This is a genomic window from Actibacterium pelagium (assembly GCF_002285415.1).
In the GTDB taxonomy this organism is placed as follows: domain Bacteria; phylum Pseudomonadota; class Alphaproteobacteria; order Rhodobacterales; family Rhodobacteraceae; genus Actibacterium_B; species Actibacterium_B pelagium.
Genome location: NZ_NSBU01000006.1, coordinates 17775 through 38300, shown reverse-complemented (window position 1 = coordinate 38300; position 20526 = coordinate 17775). Strand labels below are relative to the sequence as shown.

The following is a 20526-nucleotide window of genomic DNA, read 5'->3' as shown; positions in this document are numbered from 1 at the left end:
GTCAGTGTCCCCCCTTATAGTCGCTCAGCTTGCCCGGCGTTTCTAGAACAATGGACATATAAGTCTTGTGGTCGAAAAGCTCTGTCGCGATGGCGGTGGTGTAGCCATGAACCTTGCCGGCGAAAACGGTATGCGCGACCAGAAGGGCAAACAATCCGCCGATCGCAACATAGCTAAGTGCGGCGGGCTTTCCGGTGCCCTCGACAGGTTCGCCGACCGGCGTGCCATGCGCTTTCCAGAACACAACGCTGCCAGCGCGGGCAAAGCCCACGACGCTGACCAGGCTGGACCCAAGGACGATCGCCCAGACCCAGACCATGAGGTCGGCCTCGAACGAGGCATTCAGCACCAGAAGCTTGCCAAGGAACCCGGATAGTGGCGGCAGGCCAGCCATCGCGATCGCACCTGCAAAGAACATGCCCGCAGTCATATGGGTGCCGATCATCGGCTGCTGTGGGGTCAGATCAAGGTTGCCTCGGCCAGTTCGGACCAGATCGGCAATCAGGAACAATACCGCCCCGGCCAAGGTCGAGTGGATGATGTAGTACAGCGCAGCCGCAATGCTGGCAGGATCAAAGAGTGAGATCGCCACCATGACCATGCCCATAGAGCCAATGATCGAGAAAGCGACCAGACGATCCAGCTTGCGCGCGGCCAGCACACCGATCATCCCAATCGCAAGCGAAACCAGTGCCGCTGGCAACAGCCAGACCTCGTGCAGGCCCATTGTGGCCTCCAGATCGGGCGGGAAGATCATCGTGTAGACACGGATGATCGCATAGGCGCCAACCTTGGTCATGATCGCAAACAGCGCCGCCACCGGCGCGGGGGCCTCGGCATAGCTGGAGGGCAGCCAGAAGTGCAGCGGTACAAGGGCCGCCTTGATCGCAAAGACCAACAGCAGCAGAACCGCAGCGATCCGGATGCCAACCGTTTCCTCGGCCCCGATCATCGCAACGCGGTTCGACAGGTCCGCCATGTTCAGCGTGCCGGTTTCGGCATAGATCGAGCCCAAGGCAAACAGGAACAGGGTCGACCCGATCAGGTTGAATAGGACGTATTGCACGCCCGCCCGAAGCCGCTCGTTCCCACCTGCGTGGATCATCAGACCGTAAGACGCGATCAGCAGGACCTCGAAGAAGACGAACAGGTTGAACAGGTCGCCCGTAAGGAAGGCGCCAAGGATGCCCATCAGCTGGAACTGAAACAGGGCATGGAAGTGGCGTCCGCGATCATCCCAGCCGGACCCGATGGCATACAGCAGCACGAAAAGCGCAAGGACAGAGGTCAGCAGCACCATCATCGTGGACAAGCGGTCCCCGACCAGAACGATCCCAAAGGGCGCAGCCCAGTCACTGAGGCGATAGTACAGAACCGAACCGTCCGAGACCTGCCAGACAAGGCTGGCTGACAGAACAACCAAGGCCGCGACACCGGCCAACGAAAAGACGCGCTGAATGCCGATGTGATAACGCGCAGCCAGAACGATGAACGGTGCTAGGAAGGCAGGCAGAACGATGGGCATAATGATCCAGTGGGTCATTGGCTTGCCTCCGAACCGGTCGACTCTGGCTGATCGTCGACGTGGTCGTCATCAGACCCAAGATAAGCGCCAAGGCTGATCATCACGACAACCGCTGTCATCCCGAAGGAAATCACGATCGCGGTCAGAACCAGAGCCTGCGGCAGTGGGTCGGTATAGGTTGTAACGTCGTCCGACAGGATGGGCGGGGCCCCGATGGTCAGTCGTCCCGATGCGAACAGGAACACGTTCACCGCATAGGTCAGCAGCGACATACCAAGGATCACCGGGAAGGTTCTTAGCCGCAGGACCAGATAAATCCCGGCCGCGGTCAAGACGCCGATAGCAGAGGCGACAAGCAATTCCATTTTAGGTGTCCTCTTTCATGTCGACAGCACTGCCCGACGCAGCTGCATTGCGTGACGGATCGATATCCATTGGGTGTACGCTGTCTTCCGTGTCAGCACGGCGCGCCAGCCTCGAGAAGCTTTCAAGCGACAGCATCACGGCCCCGACCACGGCAAGGAAAACGCCAAGGTCAAACAGAGCCGCCGTGGCCAGTTCGAACTTGTGGAACGGCGGGATGCGCACATAGGTGAAATCCGAGGTCAGGAAGGGCTTTCCAACAAACCACGACCCGATACCGGTCAGTCCTGCAACCAGAACACCGGCGCCGATGACCCCGTGATAGGGGTACTTCAACCGCGCCGAGGCCCAAGAGAATCCGCTAGCCATGTACTGCATCACCACCGCGATCGAAACGATCAGGCCTGCGATAAAGCCACCCCCAGGTTCGTTGTGGCCTCGCAGGAAGATGTAGAAGCCGACCAGCAGGACGACCGGCATGATAACGCGGGTCAGGACAACCATCATCATCGGGTGCATGTCGCCCGAACGCGCTTGGTCCGGAATACGGTTCAGCAGGCGACGGCGCACCGGCCCACCCAGAAGGGTTTCGGTCAGCGCATAGATCAGTAGCGCCGCGATGCCCAGAACGATGATCTCGCCGTAGGTATCAAAGCCACGGAAGTCGACCAAGATCACGTTGACGACGTTGGTGCCGCCCCCACCCTTGTACGAGTTCGCAAGGTGGTATTCCGAAATCGAGGCCGCAACGGTGTCGCGCAGCATATAGTGATAGGCGAGTCCGAAGGTTGCCAGACCAGCCGCAATCGCCACACCAGCGTCGCGAACACGCCGCAGCGAAGTGCTTTCGGTAGGGGTCCGGTTCGGAAGGAAGTTCAGCGCCAGCAACAGAAGGATGATCGTGACGACCTCGACCGTGAACTGCGTCATCGCAAGGTCAGGCGCGCTGAGATAGACAAAGCCGACCGACACCATCAGGCCCACGATCCCGATAAGGATCAATGCCAACAGACGGTTCCGGTGCATCACCACAAGGCCGCCCGTTGCCGCAACAAGCATCGCCCAACCCGCAATGGGAACAGGTCCAGCGGCCTGCAGTTCCCGAACCGGGTCAGCGACAGTTCCGGTCGCCCAAGCGTGGTAGCCCGCCGCAATCATGGCAACGATCCCGATCATCGCATAGCGCGTGAAGGATCCGTTGTGCAGAGGATGGGTCAGGGCCTGTGCCAGTCGCACGATGGCCTCTACAATGGCCTCGAAGATCACCTTGGCCTCGGGGCGCGGGGTGGTCTCCCAGACCTTCGACAGCGGCTTGAAGACCAGCATCATGGCTAGGCCGCCAACAACCGCGATGATCGACATGTAAAGCGCCGGCACAAGACCGTGCCAGATTTTGATGTATTTGGTTTTCAGCTCTGCCGCTTCGCCGATCACCGATTTAGTGACCATGAAGACAAAGTCCTGAACAAGGAACGGCGCAACACCGATCACAACCACAAGAACGACAAGGATCGCTGGCGGCAGCCACATACCCGCGCCGGGATCATGGGGTTTATGCGGATAGTCATCGCGCACCGGACCCAGGAAGGTGTGCCCGATAAAGCGGAAGCAATAGGCCGCCGAGAACAGCGAGCCAACGGTCGCCATCACCGGCACCAGCCAGTGGCTACCGAAGAGAACCGTATGATGGGCCTCTTCCAGCATCATCTCTTTCGACAGGAAGCCGTTCAGGAACGGAATGCCTGCCATCGACAACGCGGCAATCGTTGCAATGGTAAAGGTCACCGGCATCAGATGGCGCAGGCCACCCAGACGACGGATGTCGCGGGTATGCGCCTCGTGATCGACAATGCCGGCCGACATAAAGAGCGCAGCCTTGAACGTTGCATGGTTCAGGATGTGGAACACCGCCGCCAGCGCACCAAAGGCCGTGCCGGTGCCCAGAAGCATGGTGATCAGGCCAAGGTGGCTGACTGTTGAAAACGCCAGAAGCGACTTCAGATCATGTTTAAACAGCGCGATCACCGCGCCCAGAACCATCGTCACCAGACCAGCAGTCGTGACGATGTAGAACCACTCGGGCGTTCCCGACAGGACCGGCCACATCCGCGCCATCAGGAAAATACCCGCCTTCACCATCGTGGCAGAGTGCAGATAGGCCGACACCGGAGTGGGCGCGGCCATCGCGTGTGGCAGCCAGAAGTGGAACGGGAACTGCGCAGATTTTGTGAAACAGCCCAGCAGGATCAGCAGCAGGGCCGGAACGTAAAGCGGATCAGCCTGAATGGCCTCGCGGTTTTGCAGGATGACGCTTAGGTCATAGCTGCCGACAATCTGGCCAAGGATCAGCATGCCACCGATCATCGCCAGCCCGCCCATACCGGTCACGGCCAGCGCCATTCGCGCGCCCTGACGGCCCTCGGGCAGATGCTTCCAATATCCGATCAGAAGGAAGGACGCCAGCGAGGTCAGCTCCCAGAAAACCAGCAAAAGCAGGATGTTATCGCTTAGGACGATCCCCACCATCGCGCCTTGGAAAAGCAGCAAGTAGGTGAAGAACTCGCCCATATGGTCGTCGCGGCTTAGGTACTGGCGACCGTAGGCGATGATCAAAAGTCCGATGCCAAGGATCAGGAAGGCAAAGAAGAAGCCCAGACCATCCAGCATCAGGGTGAAGTTCAGCCCAAGCTCTGGCATCCAGTTTACGCGGGCCATTACAACCTCGCCCGCCAGAACGGTGGGCAGGTTTGTTAGCAACCCGACGAAGGCCGACAGCGTGACGGTGAAAGTGACGCCAAAGCAGGCTGAACGGCCAGCCGAATTCATGATCCCCGGCAGCAAGGCACCAAAGAAAGGGAGAGCAACGATAAGAAAAAGTGACACGGCCCGTTCCTACAATATCAATGCGAAGTCAGTGCGAATGAGGTCAGCCCGAACGCGCCCTTGGCTTGCAAGCAGGGCCCAACGCCACCGGCTTGCGACGCCAGCACGTCGGGTCGAGGGAATAAAACATGGGAAGTCGGTTCTGTCTTGTCGGTCACGCCAAGGTGTTTCGCGTGTTCGCAATCACAAGAAATCAAGCCGAATATCGAGCTTTTCCTCACCAACTGCATTCCCCCCATTCCACTTTGCTGCCCCTCTTGGCCCAAAACACATTGAATGTCCAATCGGAAGCGCTTTCCGCCGTCAAATTAGCGTGTTTTTCAGAAGAGGCTATAGCCTGCGGACAGACTGCTGCATTGATAGGCATTTGGCCGAGGCAAGCGCCAAGGTTGCTGCGCCAGACAGTCACGAGCGCCGGATTTAGGTTCTCATTCATTTGAGCTTAATCAATGAATTCGCCGAAATCTCAGCTAAAGATAAGCTATGGATCAAACTTTAGCAGAAAATGCTGTGTTTCGGACGCAGGCAGTAACCAAAGTCTACGAGACCGGTGAGGTCAGGGTCGTCGCCTTGGATGGCGTCGATCTGACGCTTCACGCGGGTGAACTGACGGTGCTGCTTGGCCCCTCTGGCAGTGGCAAGTCCACACTTCTCAATATTCTGGGCGGGCTGGATCATGCCAGCGAAGGGCGTGTTTGGTTCAAGGACTTGGAACTGACCAAGTTGAACGAACGCGCGCTTACCCGGTTTCGGCGTGACCATGTCGGCTTTGTCTTTCAGTTCTACAACCTCGTCGCTTCACTTAGCGCGCGTGAAAACGTAGCACTGGTGACGGATATTGCCCCCAACCCGATGTCCCCGGAAGAGGCGCTGGATATCGTTGGGTTAGGCCACCGAATGAACCACTTCCCAGCCGAACTTTCCGGCGGGGAACAACAACGTGTGGCCATTGCCCGCGCCATTGCCAAGCGGCCAGAAGTCTTGCTGTGCGACGAGCCAACCGGAGCCTTGGATTCCAAGACCGGGGTGCAGGTGCTTGAAGCACTTGATCGCATCAACAAAGATTTGGGCACCACCACTGCGATTATCACGCACGCTGCCGAAATCCGGAAAATGGCGCATCGGGTAATTCGGTTTCAGGACGGACGCATCGTTTCGATCGAGCATAATGAAACCCGCCTGACACCCTCGGAAATCGAGTGGTAATCAGATGCGCGCGCTGGAGAAAAAGCTGATCAGGGATCTCTTGCGGCTATGGTCGCAGGGTCTGGCCATTGCGCTGGTGCTGGGCTGTGGCGTCGCGATTTTCCTGATGTCCTACGGCATGTTCACCGCGCTCACGGAAACCCGCGCGGCCTATTATGAACGCAATCGCTTTGCCGAGGTTTTTGCCTCTCTGCGACGCGCGCCTCAAAGCCTGATGCCGGAAATCGCCGCAATTGAGGGGGTATATGCTGTCGAGACACGCGTTAAGGGCAGCGCGATCCTTGATTTGCCGGGCCAGGTGGAAAGCGCCGTTGGCCAATTCATTTCCCTACCCGCCAGCGGAGAGCCGCGCCTGAACCTGCCGCTTTTGCGCTCTGGCCGTTTCCCAGACGTGCAGTCGGATGACGAAGTGATGGTGAATGAACCCTTCGCAATTGCCAACGGGTATGTGCCCGGCGACACGCTGATGGCCAATCTGAATGGGCAAAAGCGCGTACTGACCATCACCGGAACCGCCCTTAGCCCCGAGTTCATCTATACGATCGGGCCCGGAGACATGATGCCCGACAATCAGGGCTATGGGATTTTATGGATGTCCGAACCCGCCATGGCGGCCGCGTTCGACATGGATGGCGCCTTCAACGATGTCAGCCTGCAATTGCGCCGGCACGCACGAAGCGATGACGTGATCGACCGGTTGGATGACTTGTTGGACCCGTTCGGTGGCCTGGGCGCGCATGATCGTGTGCAGCAGCAATCTCATGCCTTCATTGATGGCGAGCTTAAACAGCTGCAATCCATGGCCTATGTGTTGCCGCCGGTCTTTCTGGGCATCACCATCTTTCTGGTCAACATGGTCATCGGTCGGATCGTGGCGCTGGACCGATCCGAGATCGGACTGCTCAAGGCCATCGGCTATTCCAACCTAGAAGTCAGCTTGCACTATCTTGCCCTAGCAGTTGCGATCGCCCTGATTGGGACGCTTCTTGGGATCCTTGTCGGGACATGGATGGCCCGCGGGCTGGCAGAGCTTTACGCCACTTTCTTCAGCTTCCCGTATCTGATCTTTGCAGTCCGGCCAGATATCTACATCATCGCGACAGCCCTTGGCCTGACAACGGCCAGTCTTGGGGCGATCCAAAGCGCGCTTAGTGCAGCCCGCCTGCCACCCGCCGTGGCAATGTCGCCCCCTGCCCCGCCCAACTATCAGTCATCGATGATTGACCGGCTATTGCTGCGGGCACGCCCTTCGCAGCGAACGATGATGGTCCTGCGCAACATCATGCGCTGGCCGCTTCGGGCCGGACTGACCATGCTGGGTATTGCACTGGCGGTAGCGGTACTGGTCGCATCCCTCTTCTTTGAAGACACCTTGGAAGAGCTGATCGACAGCGCCTTCTATTCCACCAATCGACAGGATGTGATGCTAATCCTGACCCAAGAGGTCAACAGCGACGCCTTGGAAGACATCCGTCGCCTGCCCGGCGTTCTGCAGGTAGAGCCAGCGCAGATGCACGGGGCAATCCTGCGCAACGGACATCTGGAGAAACGCGTTGGGATCGAAGGCCGCCCTGCCACGGCCGATCTGGCGCGTATCCTTGATCAGGATGGCAAAGTTGTTGCGGCGCCCGCGAACGGATTGCTGCTGTCGACGCGATTGGCCAGCCAACTGGCGATTGGGGTGGGCGACCCGCTGACCGTGGAATTCCTGACCGGACAGCGCGAAACCCATGTTGTGAATGTCGCCGGGATCGTCACCAGCTACATTGGGCTGCCAGCCTATATGGAGGACACAGCCCTTGACCGTTTGATGCGGCGCAGCTCGACCTTCAGCTATGCCAACCTCACGTTGGACCCCGCCAAGGAACAGGAATTTCACGCCGCGATCAAAGACCTGCCCCGGCTTGCCGGGACCGTGATGATTGCCGACACGCTTGAAGCTTTTGAAGAGACCATTGAGCAGAACATCAACATCAGCATGGTGGTCTATATCGTGATCGCCGTGCTGATCACGGTTGGCGTGACCTACAACAGCGCCCGCATCCAACTGTCGGAACGGGCCAGAGATCTGGCCTCTCTTCGTATTCTCGGTTTTACCAAGACCGAAGTCAGCTTTATCCTGATCGGTGAAATTGCATTTCTGGCCCTGCTGGCGCAACCGATTGGCTGGCTGTTGGGCGCGGGGCTTGCCACAGCAATGATCGCGGGGTTCGAAAGCGACCTTTACTCGATCCCGCTGGTTCTGAGCCGCGATACCTTTGCCCTGTCCAGCGTTGTGGTGCTGGCGGCTGCTGCCGCGTCTACACTTCTGGTCAGACGGCGGTTGGATCGATTGAATTTGATAGAAGTAATGAAAACAAGGGAATGAGGCGATGAAAGCAAAGACCCTTATTGTAGGTGGATGTGCTGTGGTGGCGCTTGGTGGTTTGCTCTCTTGGGGCTTCCGAGCCGATCCGGCACCGGTTGATCTGGCCGAGGTGGTCGAGGCAGAGATGATGATCACCGTGAACGCCGATGGCAAAACCCGTATTCGCAACGTGTACGAGGTCGCGGCGCCGATCACCGGACGGGCCAAGCGGTCTCCGGTTGCGGTTGGCGACCCGGTGGTCTCTGGCGAAACAGTGGTTGCCGTGGTTCAACCGGTCGCGCCATCGCTTCTGGATAGCCGAAGCCGTGCCAGCGCCGAAGCCGCCATTGCCGAAGCCGAGGCCGCTTTGCGTGTCGCTCAAAGCCAGGTTCGGCAGGCCGAAGAAGACCTGACCCTGTCGCAAAGCAACTTCGCCCGTACAGCAGAACTGGTAAGCCGGGGGGTCGCCACCACATCGCAACTGGAAGGCGCCACCCAGCTGCGCGCGATCAAACAGGCAGCGCTTGAGGCCGCGCAATCCAGCCAAGCGATGGCCGAGGGCTCTTTGGCCCGCGCCCGGGCCGCCTTGATCCAGCCAGACGTGGAAAACCCAGCTGATGACTCTTGCTGCGTTGTGTTGCACGCGCCGTCAGATGGGGTTGTTCTGTCTATTCAAAGCATTTCGGAACGCCCTGTGACGATGGGGGCACCCCTGCTGACCATCGGGCGGCGGGAAGATCTGGAAATCGTTGCGGACCTGCTGTCTGCTGACGCAGTCAAGGTCGCACCGGGTGCCCGGGCCATCGTCGAACGTTGGGGGGGCGATGATCCACTCGAGGCCGTCCTGAGCAAAATTGAACCGTCTGCGCGCACAAAGGTCTCGGCCCTTGGGATCGAAGAGCAAAGGGTTGATGTTGTCTTTGACCTGCTTAGCCCGCCCGAAGACCGCCCCGGGCTTGGAGACGGCTTCGCGGTCTTCCTGCGTGTGCTTGAATGGGAGGGGCAGGATATCCTGCAAGTCCCCCTGTCAGCCGTGTTTCGCAACAATGGGAACTGGTATGCATTCCGCGCCGAAGGGTCGGTGCTGCGGCAAGTTCCGGTCACACTCGGGCGTATGAATTCGCACGTCGCTCAGGTGCTGGACGGGCTCTCCCCCGGGGACCGCGTGGTTGTGCACCCCAGCGACCGCGTGAGCGACGGCATACCCTTTGTTGATCGCGCCGAACTGGAATAATCTCGGTCTTTGTTTCTACCGGTTGGCGGGCTTCCACTGAAAGGTGTTGAGCCAGCAGAAGGCTGGTCTAATTGACCATGCCGGTTCGCAAGATGGACACCCTATTCGGACGCCAGCTTGCCGCATGCGGCAGGTTGCGATCTGGCTGCCAGAACAAGAATTATCTACCATGAGCTGGCGAATTTCTGATATCGAAATTCGACAATAATGGGGGAGATAGCTGAAGGTCGGCCTTGGGCTGGCACAGCTATTTTGGAGGAACAACTTTGCAAGATCTATCGACCAACCCGGACCCGCCTGTCCTTCTGGAAATTGAAGCGGGCATTGCCACGGTTACGCTGAACAGGCCAAAGTCGATCAACGCCCTGTCCGAAGAAATGCTGGCAGCGTTGCAGGAAACCTGGGACGGCCTGGCCACCAATCGCGACGTCAAGGTCGTGATCCTTCGTGGAGCCGGGGACCATTTCTGCGCAGGCCATAACCTGAAGGAAATGACCGCGCGCCGTGAAGACGCTGACGGCGGTCATCAGTACTTCAACGATCTGTTCTCCACCTGCTCCAAGATGATGCTGTCCATGGTGAACCTGCCGCAGCCGGTGATCGCCGAAGTGACCGGCATAGCCACGGCTGCGGGCTGTCAACTGGTGGCCACCTGTGATCTTGCCGTTGCTTCGGACACAGCGCGGTTTGCGACATCTGGCGTCAATATCGGCCTGTTCTGCTCGACCCCGATGGTTGCGCTTAGCCGGGCTGTTCCACGCAAAGCCGCGATGGAGATGCTTTTGCTGGGCGAATTCGTCGAGGCCGAAAAGGCCGCACAATACGGTCTGATCAACAGGGTGGTCCCGCTGGACAAGGTCTCTGACACGACGCGTGAGATGGCTGAAAACATTGTTGGGAAGTCCCCCGTCGCCGTTAAGATGGGCAAAGGTGCTTTCTATCAACAGGCCGAGATGGAACTTGCGGAGGCATATGAATTTGCCGGCCGGACAATGGCCGAGAACATGATGGCTCGTGATGCAGAACGCGGAATTGGCGCCTTTGTCACCAAGAAGCCCATGCCAGAATGGACCGGGGAATAAACCGTCATGTCGATCTATGAAGGACCCGAGCTTGCCAAGACCGCCGCGAACCATGTCGCGCTGTCACCAGTGTCTACGTTAAAGCGCACGGCACGGGTGCATCCTGAACGCACCGCCATGATCTATGGCGATCTGCGCCGAACATGGGGACAGGTCGAAACCCGCTGCCGTCGCTTGGCGTCGGCACTTAAGGCGCGGGGCATTGGCAAAGGCGATACCGTCGCACTGTTGGCGCCGAATATCCCCGAAGCGCTGGAATGCGCCCTTGGGGTGCCGATGATCGGTGCGGTTCTCAACGCGAACAACACCCGGCTGGATGCGGCGACCATTGCTTATATCCTTGAGCACGGCGCGGCAAAGGTGCTGCTGGTCGACACGGAACTGTCAGACATTGCCAAGGCTGCCTTGGCCACGCTGGAGAACCCTCCGCTTGTTGTGGATATCTGCGATCCGGCAGCCCCGGGCGAAAAGATAGGGGCGATGGATTACGAGGCCCTGCTGGTCGAAGGAGATCCCGAGTTTGAATATGGATTGCCAGCGGACGAATGGGATGCGCTGTCGCTGAATTACACTTCGGGTACAACTGGCCGACCCAAAGGTGTCGTCTATTCGCATCGTGGCGCCTACGTGAATGCGGTCAACAACACCATCACATGGGCCATGCCGCACTTCCCGGTTTATCTGTGGACCCTGCCGATGTTCCATTGCAACGGTTGGTGCTTCCCCTGGACCATTACCCTGCTGGCCGGCACCCATGTCTTCCTGCGCGCGCCCCGCGCCAAGCCGATCTTCGACGCGATTGCCGATCACGGGGTTACGCATCTGTGTGGTGCACCCATAATCATGTCGCTGATCGCTGATGCCGCGCCTGAAGACACGCGTGACTTCCCTCAGACTGTCGAAATGATGACAGCAGCAGCCCCGCCGCCTGCCAGCGTGATAGCAGGTATCGAGGCGAAAGGCTTTCACGTTACCCACGTTTATGGCCTGACCGAGGTCTACGGCCCCGCCGTGGTCTGCGCGTGGAAACCAGAATGGGACGACCTGCCCGCCGACGAACGTGCGCGCCTGAAGGCCCGGCAAGGTGTGGCTTACGAGTTGCAAGAGGATGTGCTGGTCATTGACCCGGATACCGGTGACCCTGTCCCTTGGGACGGGAAGACACAAGGAGAGATCGTCTTCCGCGGAAACATCTGCATGAAAGGCTATTTCAAATCGCAAGAACAGACCGACAAAGCCTTTAAGGATGGCTGGTTCTGGTCTGGCGATCTGGCCGTGCAGCATCCCGACGGCTATGTCGAAATTCGTGACCGCGCGAAGGACATCATCATTTCGGGGGGCGAGAATATCTCTTCGATCGAAGTCGAAAACGCCATTGTCGAACACCCGAACGTTGCATTCGCCGCCGTCGTTGCCCGACCCGACGACAAATGGGGCGAAGTGCCTTGCGCCTTTGTCGAATTGAAACCCAGTGCCACAGTTTCTGGCGACGAGATCATCCTGCACTGCCGCGATAAGATGGCCGGATATATGCGCCCGAAACTGGTGGTTTTCGGTGAACTTCCCAAAACGAGCACCGGGAAAATCCTGAAACATGTGCTTCGCGACATAGCGAAAACCGATAACCCGACACTGGAGGCTTAGGATCCCGCAAACCGTCTGGAAACGTGGCGATGGCGAATGCTTGGGGCCCTATTTACCCCTTTTCCGCCCAGCGCCTGAGATTCAGGAACCAATCCGCGTAATCGCAGAAAGCTGACGGTCTGCCAATTGCAGGGCTTTCCCGGTGGTGCAGGCCATGGCCGGAAGCACCATCCACTCCAGCGTCCAAGCCACGCCGGAACGTTCCTGTTCATGCATTAGCGCGTTGTGCATCAACGACACCTGCCCCGCATTGTATTGTGCAAGTGACACCAACATTTCCGCCGTCACCGGGTTCTGCTTATGCGCCATGGCGGAACTGGATCCTCCGCCGGATTGCGCAATCTCATCAACGCCTTGCTGGGCCATCAGGCAAATATCCTGCCCGATTTTGCCAAGGCTGCCCGAAACCATCGACAGCCAACCGGCATAATCAACAAGACGGGAACGGTCATTGTGCCAAGAGCGTCCGGGGTCAGTCAGACCAAGCTGCTCGGCCATCACTGCGCCAATCAGTGCTGCTTTGTCGCCGTTAGCGCTTCGATCACCGGTGGCGCCGCCGAATTGCAAGACTTCCAGTTTGGGACGCATGGCCGCCAGACGATCTTGGTGCTGTCGCAACGGTGCGATCCAGCTTTCCAGCCGATGCTTCACTGTTATCGGCAAGGCGGCCTGCATACGGGTCCGCCCCATAATGGTGTTGTCACCATGTTCCGAGATCAAACGGGCGATGCCGTCGATGGCACAGTCCAAACGCGTGGTGAAAACCCCGTTGATCTCTTTCAGTGTCAGCACGGTTGCCGTGTCGATCAGGTCCTGAGAAGTGCCACCGATGTGCACCGCTGGCGTCAACTCAGAACCCAGATAGGTCTTAAGCTGGCGCACGAACTCAGGCACAGCCAAGCCATCTGTCGGGCACTTCGCTTCAATCGCGGCAATGTCCGGAGCGAAGCTTTTCATCTTTTCGATAGCCGCCCCTGCAACCGCCCCATCTACAGCGCCGCTTTTCGCCAAGCCTTCGGTCAAAGCGATCTCAAAGGCCAGGAAATGCCCCAAGGTTCTCTTGGTTCCAAACGCGTCTGACACCTCGGTATCTTCGAACAGAGCAGAGAAATAGCGATTGGTCTGTGTAAGCGGATTCACAGCAGTCTCCGAAGTGAAGTTGGCGCGATAGTCGGAGAAAATCAGGCGTTTGTCGAGCCGGGCTGCTGAAGCCCCAGAATTTCCCGGGCTTGCTGCCACGTTGCAACCGGGCGTTCGTACTTGTCGCAAAGATCAACCACTCGCTTGACCAGTGCGGCGTTCGACGGGGCCAGCGTGTCCTTGTCGATACGCACATTGTCTTCAAGTCCGGTTCGGCAGTGACCACCTTCGGCCACGCACCATTCGTTTACCGTGATCTGATAGCGGCCAACCCCGGCTGCACACCATTCTGCATTAGGCGTTAGGCGCTTAACGGTTTCGATAAAGAAATCGAACGAGGGGCGGTCAACGGGCATCGCGTTTTTAACGCCCATGACGAACTGCACGTAAAGCTCGCCCGGGATCCGGCCGTCAGCATTCATCGCAGCGGCCTGATGGATGTGGGACAGGTCAAAGGCCTCGATCTCGGGCTTGACGTTATAGGTTCGCATCTCACTTGCCAGCCATTCTACAAGGTCGGGGCTGTTCTGGTACACGCGCGTCGGAAAGTTGTTCGACCCGACAGACAGCGACGCCATGTCAGGGCGAAGAGGCAGCATCCCGCCACGCTCTTTATCCGCGCCAGAGCGGCCACCGGTCGAGAATTGGATGATCATCCCCGGGCAGTGCTTTTCCAGCCCTTCTTTCAAGCGCGCGAATTTCTCTGGGTCCGAAGTCGGCGTCTCGTCATCGTTGCGCACATGGGCATGGACGATGCTGGCGCCGGCCTCAAAGGCTTCGTGGGTGGATTCCACCTGCTCTTCAACCGAAATCGGTACAGCCGGATTGTTTTCCTTGCGGGGCAAAGAGCCCGTGATGGCACAGCAGATAATGCAGGGTTTGGTCATGTCGCGCGTCCAATAGTTAGTGACGCCGCCCCCAGGAAGTAAGGGCGGCGCCGTAGGGTTCAGATGTCGAAGAAAACCGTCTCGTCTTCACCCTGAAGTTTGATGTCGAAGCGATAGACGATCTGTCCGTCGCGCTCGGATCGTTTGGCGATCAGGGTCGCACGGCGGCGTTCCCACTCGATGATGTTCAGCACCGGATCTGCGGCGTTGGCCTCGACTTCGTCTTCGAAGTACAGGCGGGTGCTAAGACCGACATTGATCCCGCGAGCCACGATCCACAGGTTGATATGCGGCGCTTGAACGCCAACGTTCCGGCCTTGGGTGCGGCCCGGTTTTACGGTCTCAAAAGCCCATTCACCGGTTTCAAAATTGGTGATCACGCGGCCCCAACCGCGAAAGCCTTCTTCTACGTCACCGCCGCCTTCGGGGTGCGCATAATTGCCGTCGCTATTGGCCTGCCATGCTTCCAGAAGCACGTCCTTGACCGGAGAACCGGTTCCGTCGATCACAAGGCCTTCGACGCGAATACGCTCGCCCTTGGCATTCGGCCCGGCGATATCCCAGCCCAGCTCGTGCTTGTAGATCTCAAACCCAGCGGCACCGGGCGCAAGACCAATGTGAACATAGGGGCCTGCGGTTTGCGACGGGGTTTCCTGTAGATAGTCCAGTTTCTGTACCATGATCAGTTCCCCTCCAGCCGGTTTTCGAACAGGGTCGAGCGACGACCGCGCAGCACGATGTCGAACTTATAGGCGATGGTATCCAGCGGGATGCTCCCATTCATATCCAACGCGGCGACAAGGCTGTCGCGCGCTTCCTGACTGGGGATCGTTTTCACGATCGGACATTTGTCGATCAGCGGATCGCCTTCAAAATAGCACTGGGTGATCAGGCGCTGCGCGAAAGCCGTGCCAAAGATCGACAGGTGAATATGTGCCGGGCGCCAGTTATTGACCCAGTTACGCCACGGATAGGCACCGGGCTTCACGGTCCGGAAGAAATAGTATCCGTTCTCGTCGGTCAGCGTCCGACCGCATCCGCCAAAGTTCGGATCGATTGGCGCAAGATAGGTGTCTTTCTTGTGGCGATACCGCCCACCGGCATTCGCCTGCCATGCCTCGACCAGAGTATTCGGAACCGGACGACCGTTTTCGTCCAGCACGCGGCCATGCACGATGATCCGCTCGCCGATCGGGCTTTCACCGGGCTTGGCGTAATTCAGGATCAGGTCGTTATCGATCGGATCAATGTCATTATGACCAAAAACCGGACCGGTAATTTCGCTGACAGAGTTCTGCAGGGAAATCAGCGAGTACTGCGGCGAACGCGCCACAGAGGTCTTGTAGTCTCGGGTCAGTGCGGGCGGATGCCTCTCTCTGTCCCGTTGGTAAAGTTCACCTGGTTTTGGCATTGGCGGGTCTCCTTCGAGTAACTGGGATTATAGCGCGTTTCCCGGTTATTCCTTTTCCATTTCTGCATAAGTCTCTTTGGCCAGTTTCAGCGCGTGGTTGGCACGGGGCACCCCGGCATAGATCGCCACATGTTGAAAGGCTTCTAGCACGTCCTGCTTGCTGGCCCCGGTTCGGGCCGAGGCACGGATATGCATCGGTATTTCTTCAAAGTTTCCAAGCGCGGCCAAAAGCGCCAACGTCAGCATCGACCGTTCCCGAGGGCTGATCCCATCACTGGCCCAGACAGTCCCCCAGGCCCCTTCGGTGATGAGGGTCTGGAACGGCTCGTCAAAGTCCGTCTTTTTGGCCTCGGCCCGATCGACATGCGCGTCACCAAGGACCGAGCGGCGGACCTTCATGCCCTGTTCGAATTTGTCAGACATGGCCAAGCTCCTTCAGGAAGGCTGTTAAAAGCGCCGCGTATTCGGTGGGCCGCTCGACGCAGGGCAAATGGCCTGCGCCTTCAATCGTGTGGCAAGAGGCGCCCTTGATCATCGCAATGGTGCCCTCGACCAGTTCTGGCGGGCTTGCACCATCTTCCGAACCTGCAATCCCCAGCGTGGGCTGGGTCAGTTTAGACGTCGCTTCGGACAGATCGGTGCCAGCGATTGCATGACAGCAACCGATATAACCTTCACGCGGGGTGCGGGTCAGCATATTGCGCCAAGCTGCCAATTCGTCCGAGGCCAAAAATTCAGCAGAAAACCAGCGTTCCATGATCGGATCGGCCAAAGCTTCGATACCGCCGGCTTGGATGGCTGAAATGCGGTCCTTCCACATCGAAGCGTCACCCATTTTGGCAGCGGTGTTGGATAGAACAAGCGACGCAATCAGATCAGGACGGCGCGCCGCCAGTTTCTGGGCAATCATTCCACCGATAGAAAGACCGACAAAGGCGCACCCTGAAACCCCCAGCTGATCCAACAGGGCCTCTGTATCACCAACCAACTGGTCCATTGAATAAGGCGCGGCAGGGCAGTCCGACAGGCCGTGCCCCCGTTTGTCAAAACGGATAACCCTCAAACCTGACGGAAGCAGCGGCACCACTTTGTCCCAGAGCCGCAGATCCGTTCCCAAGGAATTGCCAAAGACCACAGGGACACCGTCTTCCGGCCCATCCACACGGACATGCAGCGCTACGGTCTGCAAGTTGACGATCTGCATCATGCCCTCCTGAATGTCTGTTGATCTTATCTCTTCCTAGCAGCTTAAAATATTGTATTTTGCAATAAAAATGACTTATTTTGCTTTTTAGTTGCAATATTTGGAAAACAAATGGTCGATCGCCGCATTAAATTCCGCCATATCCAGTGTTTTGTGGAAATCAGTCGGCAAGAAAGTTTGAAACTTGCCGCCGAACGGCTGTTTCTGACACAGCCTGCGATCTCGAAAACGTTGAAAGAGTTGGAAGAGATTCTTGGCGCAGAACTAATGTCACGCAGCCGGGCCGGAATTTCGCTTACCAAACAGGGAGAGGTCTTTCTGCACTTCGCCGAGATGAGCCTTGCTGCCTTGCAACAGGGCTTGGATGGGGTCGAACAGCAAGGAAAAGCAGGCGCGGCCCGGGTTAAGGTCGGGGCTCTGCCATCGGTTGCGGCACGGTTGATGCCTTTGGTGGCGCGGGAATACTCTGACCTGTCATCCGGCAGCACACTTCAGATTTCAGACGGGCCCATCAACTATCTGATCCAGAAACTGCGCGATGGTGAGCTGGATGTCGTCATCGGACGTCTGGCGCCGCCAGACATGATGAAAGGGATCGCATTTACCCAGCTTTATAACGAAACCGTGGATTTCGTAGTGCGTCCTGGACATCCGCTTTTGGACGACCCCAACCTTTCGCGGATTGGCGAGTGGCAAGTGGTCTACCCCTCCGAGAACTCGGCCATTCGGCCGATGGTTGAGAGATTTCTGATCGCCCACGGCGTCGGGGATCTTCCCAACAAGATGGAGACCGTGTCCGGTGCCTTTGGGCGCGTCTATACCCGACAAACCGACGCGATATGGGTCATCTCTTCAGGTGTTGTTGCCAACGAAATCAATGACGGCCGCCTGATCAGGCTACCCTTTGACACGGCCATCACGAAGGGGCCCGTGGGCCTTATGGCCCGCGCCAACGCAAACCTTTCACCAGAGCAGCAAGTCTTTTCAATCGCGGTCGATAATGTCGTACGGGCCGAAGGTCTTTAGACCATCCCATTCGGCAACTTTACCAACAATCTATGACACTTGGCGTGTAATAGTCAGCAGGCGCCACAACAATCATGTCTGCGCGTCAAAAGAGACATCCACGCTTACAGTGAGATGCTGGCGTCAGACAGGTTAGAACGAATGCCTGCAACGTAGTTTTTGATCAAGGAAGCTATAAAAGACTGTGTGTCTTCATATCTGGATAGTTTCTTGGAGGCATCCAAAGACAAAATCCCATAGAGGCTCGCCCATAAAACGCGTGCATCGTGGATAATGTCCTCGTCGCTTCCGCCTTGATACAGAGGTCGGATCGCTTCAATTGCCAAGTCAATCAATTTGAAAATAGCCCTGTCGTACCTTTCCGGCAGAACTTTCCCATCTTCAATTTTATGCTCGAACAACGCATTCCAAAGGTTCCTGTTTTCCTTCGTGAATTCTGAGTAGCCATCTGAAAGCTTCAGCAGATCGGCCTCGGGGTCGCCGGTCATAGGAATGGCATGAAGTAGGGCGTGCAGTCTTTCCAGAGTTTCAATGTGCAGTTCCAGAAGGAGCTCATCAATATCTTTGAAAACAAGGTACAAGGTCCCCGATGTGTAACCGACCTCGTTCGTTATTTTGCGAATCGAAACTTTTGAATAACCTTCCTTCTCGACAAGGCTTCGCGTAGCATCGAGGATCATTTTTCTCAACTCATGTCGACTGTGATCAGAGCGTCTCGCCATGGATTTTTGTTTGGTTTCTGTAGGTTAAATCGCAGTTTATTTAATAAATTGATCGCCGATTATTTTCAATGTATATTAATTAATCAGTGATTATATTTTCAGCGGAGAGGATATGGTCTCGGGGGGCGAAAAATCTAAAAACGGTGGACCCTGCTTGGCCGGGAAACGGTTAGCCGGCCTGCTTGTAGGTTTAGTGATGGCCACAGCTGGTTGCACCTACACGCCAATTCCCAAATCTTCAGATCAACCTGCCAGCCTTAGCACGTCGTCGGCCGTCATGGCCTCTGCCCCTCCCACGAAGGATCAAATCACTTCCTCTTCGACGGCCCGCGTTACTCCTCTGGCCGACGGAGATGATGCCCTCTTTGCGCGGCTTAAACTGATTGACGAAGCCAAACACCGGCTGGACGTTAGTGCTTTTATCATTCGGCAAGACCACGCGGGTTTCTTGTTCGTAGACCGGATACTCAAAGCTGCAAAACGCGGTGTAAAAGTCCGGTTGTTGGTTGACGACCTATTTAACCGATCTACCGCTGGCCGCCTGATGGTCATGGATCATCACCCCAACATAGAAGTCCGGATATTCAATCCTCTCTCTCGGTTCAGCACAACCAGCATGGGGTTCGTTCTAGAGTTTGACCGGGTGAGCAGACGCAAACATAGCCGGGTCATTCTCGCCGACCAACAACGCGCCATTATTGGGGGCAGAAACATAGGAGATGAGTATTTTCGCGACGACGACAGATCCGAATTTATTGACTTCGATGTTTTGCTCGAAGGACGACAAATCGCCGGATTGGCCAAAATATTTGAAGAATATTGGAAAGACATTTGGTCGGTGCCGGTCGGGAAGTATGAAAACATCGACTTTGGCGCACAATTCGACCGGTTAGAGCCTTTGATTGCCCGCCGCACTGTCGAGGCCCAAACGGAGAAATACCCAGATCTTCTCCGCGAAGACCTAAGTCTTCTTCCGCGACAACTTCCCAATTTTTCTGTTCAAACCAATTTGGTGGCCGACCGACCCTTGAAGTTGCGTAACGACAGATCAGAAGGGCCGTTCTTGGTCGTAGCACATCATCTTCAGTCTATTGCGAAAGCACGGAATGAAATCACGTTTATTACCCCATACTTGATCCCCCAAAACTATGGCTTGGACGCACTAACCCAAGCGGCAAAGAGGGGCGTTAATGTGACTATAGTTACGAATTCTCTCGCCTCTACAAACCATGCTGCGGTCCACGGGGGATACGCCCCATTCCGGGAAAAACTGCTGCAAGCCGGTGTCAAAATCTACGAGTTGCATCCAAAAGCGACGGGCTTGCCGGGTGAGGAGCGGATCCGCTCCACACTCCATTCAAAGCTGACCGTCATTGATCGCCGAGAAACCATCGTCACAACAATGAATTTCGACCCCGTTTCGGTTAAGAACAACGCGGAAACGAGCTTAGTCATACGTGATCGGGCGTTCAGCGAGTGGGTGCTGAGACGCGCAAATCCAATTGCCCTTGGCCAGGTTTACGAGGTTGTTCAAAGTGAAACCGGGCAGCTTGAGTGGATCTTGCCAGGCAAGGTCGACGCCAAGACCCGCACAGCTGAACCAGGGGCCTCTGGCGCGCGTCGCTTTACCGCTTCAATCGTGCAACTTCTCGGGCTCGGCGGGCTGTTCTGACATTAAACCCAACGGGAGCGCATGAGCGAAGGCTTTGCCCCTATTTCCGCGAAAAATTGCACAAGTTTGGGCGGCATTTAAAAAATGGCTCCTGCTGCACCCCAGCGTCTTCGTCAAAAAAATTTAACTTTCGCGTCAAACAATTTTTTCCTAATATTTTCCGCGCGTCAAAATATTGAG

Annotated in this window: 17 protein-coding genes; 7 read left to right on the top strand and 10 right to left on the bottom strand. The window is 57.0% G+C overall.

Features of this window, described 5'->3' with window-relative positions; translation table 11 throughout:
* Position 1: 1 nt before the first annotated feature.
* Genes CLM58_RS07130 through CLM58_RS07120 form a run of 3 tightly spaced genes read right to left on the bottom strand, consistent with a single transcriptional unit; the run spans position 2 to position 4771 of the window.
* On the bottom strand, positions 2-1543 hold the full coding sequence (locus CLM58_RS07130; RefSeq protein ID WP_095595261.1) for a monovalent cation/H+ antiporter subunit D: 1542 nt from the start codon (positions 1541-1543) through the stop codon (positions 2-4).
* Positions 1540-1890 (bottom strand): Na+/H+ antiporter subunit C, encoded by a 351-nt coding sequence (locus CLM58_RS07125; protein WP_095595260.1) that lies wholly within the window; start codon positions 1888-1890, stop codon positions 1540-1542. Before CLM58_RS07125 ends, CLM58_RS07130 begins: the two co-directional genes overlap by 4 nt.
* Position 1891: 1 nt before the next feature.
* A complete protein-coding gene (locus tag CLM58_RS07120; protein ID WP_095595259.1) occupies positions 1892-4771 on the bottom strand; it encodes a monovalent cation/H+ antiporter subunit A in 2880 nt (959 codons plus the stop codon).
* A gap of 483 nt (positions 4772-5254) precedes the next feature.
* Between CLM58_RS07120 and CLM58_RS07110 the strand changes: the two genes are divergently transcribed.
* The 5 genes from CLM58_RS07110 to CLM58_RS07090 all read left to right on the top strand — a co-directional run bounded on the left by CLM58_RS07110 (position 5255) and on the right by CLM58_RS07090 (position 12284).
* Positions 5255-5977 carry an ABC transporter ATP-binding protein gene (locus CLM58_RS07110; protein ID WP_095595257.1) on the top strand — a complete coding sequence of 241 codons (723 nt, stop codon included), beginning with the start codon at positions 5255-5257 and terminating at the stop codon, positions 5975-5977.
* A gap of 4 nt (positions 5978-5981) precedes the next feature.
* The gene (locus tag CLM58_RS07105; RefSeq protein ID WP_095595256.1) at positions 5982-8345 is read left to right on the top strand and encodes an ABC transporter permease; all 2364 of its coding nucleotides are present in this window, start codon (positions 5982-5984) and stop codon (positions 8343-8345) included.
* A gap of 4 nt (positions 8346-8349) precedes the next feature.
* Positions 8350-9558, top strand: a complete 1209-nt coding sequence (locus CLM58_RS07100; RefSeq protein WP_095595255.1) for an efflux RND transporter periplasmic adaptor subunit — start codon at positions 8350-8352, stop codon at positions 9556-9558.
* Between the two features lie 266 nt (positions 9559-9824).
* Positions 9825-10640 (top strand): enoyl-CoA hydratase, encoded by an 816-nt coding sequence (locus tag CLM58_RS07095; RefSeq protein ID WP_095595254.1) that lies wholly within the window; start codon positions 9825-9827, stop codon positions 10638-10640.
* 6 nt (positions 10641-10646) lie between these two features.
* Positions 10647-12284 carry an acyl-CoA synthetase gene (locus CLM58_RS07090; RefSeq protein WP_095595253.1) on the top strand — a complete coding sequence of 546 codons (1638 nt, stop codon included), beginning with the start codon at positions 10647-10649 and terminating at the stop codon, positions 12282-12284.
* Between the two features lie 81 nt (positions 12285-12365).
* On the opposite strand, the gene CLM58_RS07085 is transcribed toward CLM58_RS07090, so the two are convergent.
* The 6 genes from CLM58_RS07085 to pcaD are packed head-to-tail and all read right to left on the bottom strand — an operon-like array spanning position 12366 to position 16926.
* The gene (locus CLM58_RS07085) at positions 12366-13424 is read right to left on the bottom strand and encodes a 3-carboxy-cis,cis-muconate cycloisomerase (RefSeq protein ID WP_095595581.1); all 1059 of its coding nucleotides are present in this window, start codon (positions 13422-13424) and stop codon (positions 12366-12368) included.
* A gap of 41 nt (positions 13425-13465) precedes the next feature.
* Positions 13466-14311, bottom strand: a complete 846-nt coding sequence (locus tag CLM58_RS07080) for a BKACE family enzyme (RefSeq protein WP_095595252.1) — start codon at positions 14309-14311, stop codon at positions 13466-13468.
* A gap of 59 nt (positions 14312-14370) precedes the next feature.
* On the bottom strand, positions 14371-14991 hold the full coding sequence (pcaG, locus tag CLM58_RS07075) for a protocatechuate 3,4-dioxygenase subunit alpha (protein ID WP_095595251.1): 621 nt from the start codon (positions 14989-14991) through the stop codon (positions 14371-14373).
* Between the two features lie 2 nt (positions 14992-14993).
* On the bottom strand, positions 14994-15722 hold the full coding sequence (gene pcaH / locus CLM58_RS07070) for a protocatechuate 3,4-dioxygenase subunit beta (protein WP_095595250.1): 729 nt from the start codon (positions 15720-15722) through the stop codon (positions 14994-14996).
* A gap of 45 nt (positions 15723-15767) precedes the next feature.
* Positions 15768-16145, bottom strand: a complete 378-nt coding sequence (gene pcaC / locus CLM58_RS07065) for a 4-carboxymuconolactone decarboxylase (RefSeq protein ID WP_095595249.1) — start codon at positions 16143-16145, stop codon at positions 15768-15770.
* A complete protein-coding gene (pcaD, locus tag CLM58_RS07060) occupies positions 16138-16926 on the bottom strand; it encodes a 3-oxoadipate enol-lactonase (RefSeq protein ID WP_095595580.1) in 789 nt (262 codons plus the stop codon). Before pcaD ends, pcaC begins: the two co-directional genes overlap by 8 nt.
* Before the next feature lie 111 nt (positions 16927-17037).
* Here pcaD and pcaQ point away from each other — a divergent pair, with 111 nt between their 5' ends.
* Positions 17038-17952 carry a pca operon transcription factor PcaQ gene (pcaQ, locus tag CLM58_RS07055; protein WP_095595248.1) on the top strand — a complete coding sequence of 305 codons (915 nt, stop codon included), beginning with the start codon at positions 17038-17040 and terminating at the stop codon, positions 17950-17952.
* A gap of 104 nt (positions 17953-18056) precedes the next feature.
* Here pcaQ and CLM58_RS07050 read toward each other — a convergent pair whose 3' ends face one another.
* Positions 18057-18632 (bottom strand): TetR/AcrR family transcriptional regulator, encoded by a 576-nt coding sequence (locus tag CLM58_RS07050; RefSeq protein ID WP_158221869.1) that lies wholly within the window; start codon positions 18630-18632, stop codon positions 18057-18059.
* A 319-nt stretch (positions 18633-18951) separates the two neighbouring features.
* On the opposite strand from CLM58_RS07050, the gene CLM58_RS07045 reads away from it, so the two are divergent.
* A complete protein-coding gene (locus tag CLM58_RS07045) occupies positions 18952-20346 on the top strand; it encodes a phospholipase D-like domain-containing protein (protein WP_158221868.1) in 1395 nt (464 codons plus the stop codon).
* Positions 20347-20526 lie beyond the last annotated feature (180 nt).

What these genes read in the sequence shown, in the direction of transcription:
- CLM58_RS07130 (WP_095595261.1), bottom strand. Translation starts at nt 1,543, where the DNA reads ATGACCCACTGGATCATTATGCCCATCGTTCTGCCTGCCTTCCTAGCA.
- CLM58_RS07125 (WP_095595260.1), bottom strand. Translation starts at nt 1,890, where the DNA reads ATGGAATTGCTTGTCGCCTCTGCTATCGGCGTCTTGACCGCGGCCGGG.
- CLM58_RS07110 (WP_095595257.1), top strand. Translation starts at nt 5,255, where the DNA reads ATGGATCAAACTTTAGCAGAAAATGCTGTGTTTCGGACGCAGGCAGTA.
- CLM58_RS07105 (WP_095595256.1), top strand. Translation starts at nt 5,982, where the DNA reads ATGCGCGCGCTGGAGAAAAAGCTGATCAGGGATCTCTTGCGGCTATGG.
- CLM58_RS07100 (WP_095595255.1), top strand. Translation starts at nt 8,350, where the DNA reads ATGAAAGCAAAGACCCTTATTGTAGGTGGATGTGCTGTGGTGGCGCTT.
- CLM58_RS07090 (WP_095595253.1), top strand. Translation starts at nt 10,647, where the DNA reads ATGTCGATCTATGAAGGACCCGAGCTTGCCAAGACCGCCGCGAACCAT.
- CLM58_RS07080 (WP_095595252.1), bottom strand. Translation starts at nt 14,311, where the DNA reads ATGACCAAACCCTGCATTATCTGCTGTGCCATCACGGGCTCTTTGCCC.
- pcaG (WP_095595251.1), bottom strand. Translation starts at nt 14,991, where the DNA reads ATGGTACAGAAACTGGACTATCTACAGGAAACCCCGTCGCAAACCGCA.
- pcaH (WP_095595250.1), bottom strand. Translation starts at nt 15,722, where the DNA reads ATGCCAAAACCAGGTGAACTTTACCAACGGGACAGAGAGAGGCATCCG.
- pcaC (WP_095595249.1), bottom strand. Translation starts at nt 16,145, where the DNA reads ATGTCTGACAAATTCGAACAGGGCATGAAGGTCCGCCGCTCGGTCCTT.
- pcaD (WP_095595580.1), bottom strand. Translation starts at nt 16,926, where the DNA reads ATGCAGATCGTCAACTTGCAGACCGTAGCGCTGCATGTCCGTGTGGAT.
- pcaQ (WP_095595248.1), top strand. Translation starts at nt 17,038, where the DNA reads ATGGTCGATCGCCGCATTAAATTCCGCCATATCCAGTGTTTTGTGGAA.
- CLM58_RS07050 (WP_158221869.1), bottom strand. Translation starts at nt 18,632, where the DNA reads ATGATCCTCGATGCTACGCGAAGCCTTGTCGAGAAGGAAGGTTATTCA.
- CLM58_RS07045 (WP_158221868.1), top strand. Translation starts at nt 18,952, where the DNA reads ATGGCCTCTGCCCCTCCCACGAAGGATCAAATCACTTCCTCTTCGACG.